The organism is Algibacter sp. (assembly GCF_049667265.1).
Lineage (GTDB): Bacteria > Bacteroidota > Bacteroidia > Flavobacteriales > Flavobacteriaceae > Algibacter_B.
In genome coordinates this window covers 1-6,631 of sequence record NZ_JBATHX010000316.1, presented here as the reverse complement: position 1 = coordinate 6,631, position 6,631 = coordinate 1, and the positions used below count along the sequence as shown (strand labels likewise).

The following is a 6,631-nucleotide window of genomic DNA, read 5'->3' as shown; positions in this document are numbered from 1 at the left end:
GCGTTACCGTCGTAAATGCAGAGCTCTTGCTAAGACAAGGTAAAACAGATGAGATGTATCAAGCGGTTTCAAAACCAATTTTTAAATCTCATAAAACACAGTTAGTTCCATATTTCGCGTGGAGTAATAGAGGGCAAGCGGAAATGACCGTGTTTATGCCAGTAATTTGGAATATTTAGGACAGAAAATTAATAGGTGTTAAAATCAAAAACATCACAACTTTAAAAAATTGAGATGTACGATTTTAATTAAATCTAGGTTTATAAAGTTAATAGTAAATAAATGCAGATGATGGGTTTATTCGATAATAAAAAATATGTTGTAGGACCATTCATGAAAGCAAGTGATCCTGCTTTGGTAGAAGTAGCCGCATTTGCGGGCTTCGATTTTGTGATTATAGATTTAGAGCATGGGCCAAATACCATACAAACTATTCAAAATCATGTTAGGGCAGCTCAAGCCAAGAACATTGTTCCGGTAGTAAGAGTGCCAGAAATCAATGAAAACATGATTTCTAAAGCTTTGGATATTGGCGCCTCTTACGTTCAAGTGCCGCAAATTGAAACGGCAGCTGATGCAAAACGTGTTGTTAAAGCCGCCAAGTTCTTTCCGGAAGGTTCTAGGGGCGTTTGCAGATATGTAAGAGCTGCAGATTATGCTTCCATGCCTAAGGAAAATTATTTTAATGAAGCAAACAAAAATACGGGTGTCATCATTCACATTGAAGGGAATATAGCCTTTAATAACATAGATGAAATCCTAAAAGTTGAAGGTGTCGATGTTATCTTCATTGGCCCATACGATATGTCGCAATCTTGTGGCGTACCTGGACAGGTAAATCATCCTAAAGTGATTTCGCAGATGAAAGAGATTGTAGAAAAAGCATCATGTTTAGGGAAAGTAGTGGGCACATTTGTTGAAAGTCCAGAATCTGCTAAACAATGGATAGATCTTGGTGTTAAATATATTTCATACGCAGTAGATGTCGGTATTTTTTACGATGCTTGTAAAAGTATTGTAGATAAGGTGAACGAGCAATCTCTAGACAGTATAACCGTCTAAATTTATCTTTTTACAAGTAAAGTATTAAGCATGTAAATCAGTTAGAATTGGAAATAGATAAATCTTGATTGGTATAGGTTAAGTTTTGTCCATATTTAAATTGGTAAAATCATGTTATTTATACTTGAATAATCAGGTGTAAATATTATGAAACAAATTTTATTAAAACTAGTATTAATGGTGTGTTCAATGCAATTTCTTACTGGTCAAACCAATTACTATTTAAGTAAATAAATAAGATGGATAAACATTTAAATTTAAAGGGGTTATTAGTTCTAATTACTGTTTTATTTGTGGGTTTTGGCAATGCACAAGCACAAGAGAAATTGGCAAAAGCTAAAATTAAAAAATTAAACACTCTTATTTCAAAAGTAGAAAAACAGGGAAAAGATGCTTTTAAAGAAAAAATGACGGTGCGTACTGCAGAAGTTTTTTTAGAGTTCGCAAATTGGGACGAGAAAAATGTAGAAATAAATTCTGAGCTGTTTAAACAAGTTAGTATTTATAAAGATAAAGCTACTGAAACGGCAACCGAACTTCCAAATTTTATGAGAGCAGATGTTGGTAAAATGTTAGATGAAGCCATCTTATATATTACCCTTCTAACGGACGGCAAAGTAAAAAGAAAAGAAATTCCTAATGTTGATTGGACAAAAGTTACCGTAGAAAACGAACAAATTACGTTTAACAATCTCCCCGTGTTTTTAGCAGATTACACATGGAAACCTGAAACTAAAAAATTAGAAGAATTTTATGGAAGATTGGATGGGTTTTATATTTCTCCTGCACAAATAGTAAACGCCTCAGGTAAAATAAATCAAAACATCCTAAACAATTTGGATACTAAACCAAGTATAACTCCGGGTTTTGTTTTTATCAATAATAAAGGTATTCCAAAATGGGCAACAGACAAATATGGAAAAGATTTTACGAAGTTTCAAGGCCCTCCTTTTTTTGATTATGATATTGATAATCCCGGAGCCAAGGAAATGATGTCTTTTTTAATAAAAGAAACGGTTCCAAAAATGGCAGGTAATAAATATACCAATTTGGGTTATATGCTTTGTAACGAACCGCGTTGGATTAATTATAAAAATGGTAATAAAAAAGTTTGGTATAATAGTGAAGTAAGCAATTTTACTATTGAAAAGTTTAAAGTTTGGTTAAAAGAAAAACATAGTTCCATAGCCAATTTAAATAAAATTTGGAAAACAAATTATACATCTTTTAATGAAGTAGCTATTGAAAATCCAATAGATGTAGCTCTACAAGGAACGCCGCAATGGTATGACTGGAATATGTTTAATGATGCGCGTGTTTTGAAATGGTTTAGTTGGATGAAAAGTGAAATTAGAAAATATGATCCACATGCAAAAGCGCAATTAAAAATTATGCCTTCATTTTTTACCGACAACGACCCATGTACAGGAATTGATTTAGAAGCGCTCACAGAGTTAAGTGAAATAAATGGAAATGACATTGCTGCACATTATAATTACACACGTAACGGAAAAATGGGGTGGGAAGATGGTTATATTTTTGGTTGGAGAGAGTTGTTTTTGGGCTACGATTTCTTGAAATCTGTACAGCCAAATCAAATTAATTTTAATTCTGAAAGTCATTTATTAAGTACTAGTCATACACGAGACTTGTATATGAATCCAAAATATGCTCGCGCCGTTTATTGGGCTGCAACTACTTTGGGTATGAATGCTTCACAAACCTGGTATTGGCCGCGAAAAGCAGATGGTTCCTTAAAAGAAAATTTTAGTGATAATGCTTACGGTGGGTCAAACAATCAGCAGCCCCGTGTTACGAATGAACTGCATTCAACCATCATGGATTTAAATTCATATAGCGAAGAAATAGCAGCGATGCAAAATCAACGTAAACCAATTCGAATTTATTATTCAAAAACGTCTGCGCATAATAAAGGCGAGTACATGGACCATTTATTTAAGCTTTATGAGTCTTTAAATTTTGAAGGCATTCCGTTGGGCTTTGCAACAAAAAATATTATAGCTAAGCAAGACCCGTCAAACTGGGATGTTGTGCTGGTTCAAAAAACAGAACAGGTAACACAGGACGAATTAGAACAACTTCAAAGTTATTTAGATAAAGGCGGAATAGTAGTAGTTGATAAAGTGAGTTTGAAATTTAATGAATACGGTATTGCTTTACCAGATTTAACTCAAAGTAAAGGGACTTTAATTGTCGTCGATTTATTAGAAGACATGAAATTGAAAGCATTACAAATTGTGGAACAAAAAAATAATGTCCCTGAAATTACAATTATAGAAGAAAACGAAACCGATATAAAAGGTTGTACATGGAAATGTGTAAAAAATGAAAAGGGAAATAACGTGCTTTCCATTATTAATTTGGGAAAAACAAATGCGACTTTGAATATTCAATTTAGAAACTCGAATAATGAAACAACTTGTTTTGATTTGTTGAATGGAATTTCAATGAGTTCTCAACCAACATTAAAACCATACGAAGTATTATTTGTTGAAGTAAAAAACGAAAAATAAATAGTATCAATTACTATTGAAGTATAAAACCATGAAAAAAACTACAATCACAGTATTATTTTTATTTTTAATAAACTTGGGATTTACCCAAGTTGGTTCACAGTTACCAGAATTTAAACCAGAAAGTGAATTTTTTGTTGATAATACAGCAAGTTATCCTGCAGCACCTTCTTCACAAAGAATAACATTAATTAATAATGCTGGAAATGATTCTGCTACACTCCAAACCGCTATTAATACTCTAACTAATTTAACTGTTAATAGTCTAAAAGGAGGGGTTATTACCATTCCCGACGGAACTTGGGAATTTAACGAAATTCAACTAAAGTCTGATGTTCATTTGATTTTCGATCCTTTGGCTGTTGTAAAACCTTATGATACAGCACCGTTAAGTGGTCTTGCTAATTTTTCTATTTTTCGAATTGGTTATTTTGGAGGAGCCAAAGCATCCAATGTCAGTATTAGAACTTCAACTTTAGACAGTCAATTTACAATTGATTTGGAACATTTGGCAAAAGAAACGCGGATTACACCGTTTAACGTGAAAGAATCTTTTAATTTTATGGTTAGAGATTGTTTTGTTAAAGATAACGGAACAATTCATGCGGCGTTAAATTGTTCTGCAAGTCAAACAGGTGGTGTATGGGCAGGTCCTGTGCAAGGGCTAGTTAAAAATTTAACTGTTCAAAATGCTCATGGAGGTTATGGAGCAGTACAGGTAAGAACTGGAGAGAAATTATTATTCAAAAAAATAAACTCATTACGTGGTGGTGCTACCTTACGTATAGAGTCAGATGATTTCGGAGCTTCTGGTGCTCCTCAAGACATTGCAAAAGTATCTGAAATTTCAGGATATGATATAAAATGCACCGATGGTAATTCGGCAGTAATGCTACAACCTTGGGCGGCCACAAATGGATGGATTGACGTTCAGAAAATTGAAGCTATTGGTTGTATGGCGGCAGTACGTATTGATAAGGCATATTTAAGCACAGTTGGAACTTTCGATTCAACTTCAAGAATTACTGATATAACATGTTCTTACGGTACGGACGCGCAAGTAAAACAAGGTGTTTTTCCTTGGGTACCTTGTGAATTAAGATTGAATCCAAATATATTACGACCGGATCTAATTCCTGACATGGAAACATATCATCTTGGGCCATCTATTACACCATTACTTTATCGTGCAAGCACTACTGGTGGAGCAACAGGTAATGGTTATTATAGCATAAATGTTCCAAGTTCTAGTGAGATTATGAATAAAGCAACAGGTTTTAATTGGTCTATATCCTTAGTTATTTCAAGAAATAATAATCAGGTAAACACAAATAGTTGTCCAGCATTGTCGGTAGATTCTTTTGGAATAGAGAAGGACATAAAAATGTATCCAAACCCATTTAGAATTGAAGATGGTTTGTTCACAATTAATATTCCAAAAGTATCAAATGTTACTGTAGATATCTTTAATGTTTTAGGCAAAAATGTATTCTCAAATAAATATATTCAGAAATCAGAAATTCAATTAAATGCATCAGAATTGAAATTATCAAGTGGTATTTACCTCGTAAAAGTTGACATAGATAATACGGTTGTGAGCAGAAAATTAATTATTAACTAGAATCGTAGTATTTTTTTATCAGGCATAGAACTTTTTTGCAACATAATCAAATAATAATTAATTGAACTCAACCTTTTCTAAAGTCCAGTTCTCTGCATTTCTATCTTTCCAATCTTGATTTACAACATAGTAAATATTGGGTTTTATTTGAGTAATTGTGGTGCTCTTTTTTGTTTTTTTAGAATTTGAAATACTTGCTGTTTTCCAATTATCATCACTTTTTAGTTCTATTACGGCATGATTCCCATTAGTGTCTGGGGCAAATGTAACACCAACAAGAAGCCCTTTTTCATTTAAAAGCATCCCATCAAAACCTTTAAAATCGAAATTATTAATAAGCACAACTTCTGCTGCTTCAGGCTTGTTAATAGGGATTTTCACTAAACTAGAATTTTGATGGCTATACGATACTAATAAAAATCCATAAGGATGATAAACAATACCATTTGGTTTTGTGTACGCATCTTTTTGAAAAAATACGCTTGGTTTCAATTCGTTGTCAATTTTATAAATAACATCTTCCAATCGTCCAGTAACATACATGGTATTATTGCTATCCACAATCAAATCATTAATTTGATAATTTTCCTTTTCAGGAAGTAAGGATGCTAGATTAATGATGTGTTCCAAATCACCACTATTAAGATTGTAAATATTTAGGTTTCCAATTTTCGGTCCATTAATGCAAGCAATTAGTCGGTTGTTTTTTATATCGGTCTTTAAACCAAAACTAGCTCTTGAAGTTTCATTTTTATCGTTTGAAAATGTATTGACGTTTCCGTCAAAATCCACAGCTTTGATAGATGGATTTTGATTAATAGCACTTAAATAAAAAGTATTATTGGTAGCATTAAAGGTGATGCCTTCGGGGTTTTGTCCGGGTGAATGGAATATGATATTTTCGGGGTAAATGTGTCTTTGTACCAAGCTTATCGAATCTTTACTTTGGAATGAAAAACAAGATGTTTGAATGGTAATCGTTACCAATAAGATATTGAATGTTAATTTTGTAAATATCATGTGCTAGTTGTTTGAATGAATTTGATTCTTATATATTGTCATCTTAGGTTCTTGTCTTTTGACTTTAATAAATACTTTCTGTTCAAGAAATCTTCAAATAAAACCTTATTTTACAAATTAACTAAATAGAGAGATATTATTTATTTAGTGTCTTACCCTAAACTTACTCTGGTTTACCATATCATTATTAGGAGAAAACATATGAAATGAATTTCAAATTGGACTTAACGATAGTATTGGGTAATATTCAATTAAGCTAAGGTAAAATTCAATAATCCTACATTTAATAAATTCACTTACTTTGAGAAATAAACCTTTTTAAGGTAGCAAAAAACTAATAAAACACTAAATTGATTTGGGATCAACACCGATTAAAACAAAAAAACGTTACAAC

5 protein-coding genes are annotated in these 6,631 nt (G+C 32.3%); 4 read left to right on the top strand and 1 reads right to left on the bottom strand.

The annotated features are described in order from the left end of the window. Positions 1 to 53: 53 nt before the first annotated feature. The 4 genes from WBN21_RS11310 (at position 54) to WBN21_RS11295 (ending at position 5,217) form a co-directional block, all read left to right on the top strand. Positions 54 to 179, top strand: a complete 126-nt coding sequence (locus tag WBN21_RS11310) for a hypothetical protein (RefSeq protein WP_424200334.1) — start codon at positions 54 to 56, stop codon at positions 177 to 179. A 109-nt stretch (positions 180 to 288) separates the two neighbouring features. Beyond that, complete coding sequence (locus WBN21_RS11305; RefSeq protein WP_424200332.1) at positions 289 to 1,062, top strand: HpcH/HpaI aldolase family protein; 774 nt, start codon at positions 289 to 291, stop codon at positions 1,060 to 1,062. A 239-nt stretch (positions 1,063 to 1,301) separates the two neighbouring features. Continuing rightward, complete coding sequence (locus tag WBN21_RS11300) at positions 1,302 to 3,596, top strand: beta-galactosidase (protein ID WP_424200330.1); 2,295 nt, start codon at positions 1,302 to 1,304, stop codon at positions 3,594 to 3,596. Between the two features lie 31 nt (positions 3,597 to 3,627). After that, positions 3,628 to 5,217, top strand: coding sequence for a T9SS type A sorting domain-containing protein (locus WBN21_RS11295; RefSeq protein WP_424200328.1), 1,590 nt, complete (start codon positions 3,628 to 3,630; stop codon positions 5,215 to 5,217). A gap of 57 nt (positions 5,218 to 5,274) precedes the next feature. Here the strand turns inward: WBN21_RS11295 and WBN21_RS11290 are convergent, their stop codons facing one another. Beyond that, a complete protein-coding gene (locus WBN21_RS11290) occupies positions 5,275 to 6,237 on the bottom strand; it encodes a hypothetical protein (protein ID WP_424200326.1) in 963 nt (320 codons plus the stop codon). Positions 6,238 to 6,631 lie beyond the last annotated feature (394 nt).

Bases quoted from the DNA above. Each gene is read 5' to 3' on its own strand.
- WBN21_RS11310 (WP_424200334.1), top strand. From the start codon at position 54: ATGTATCAAGCGGTTTCAAAACCAATTTTTAAATCTCATAAAACACAG.
- WBN21_RS11305 (WP_424200332.1), top strand. From the start codon at position 289: ATGATGGGTTTATTCGATAATAAAAAATATGTTGTAGGACCATTCATG.
- WBN21_RS11300 (WP_424200330.1), top strand. From the start codon at position 1,302: ATGGATAAACATTTAAATTTAAAGGGGTTATTAGTTCTAATTACTGTT.
- WBN21_RS11295 (WP_424200328.1), top strand. From the start codon at position 3,628: ATGAAAAAAACTACAATCACAGTATTATTTTTATTTTTAATAAACTTG.
- WBN21_RS11290 (WP_424200326.1), bottom strand. From the start codon at position 6,237: ATGATATTTACAAAATTAACATTCAATATCTTATTGGTAACGATTACC.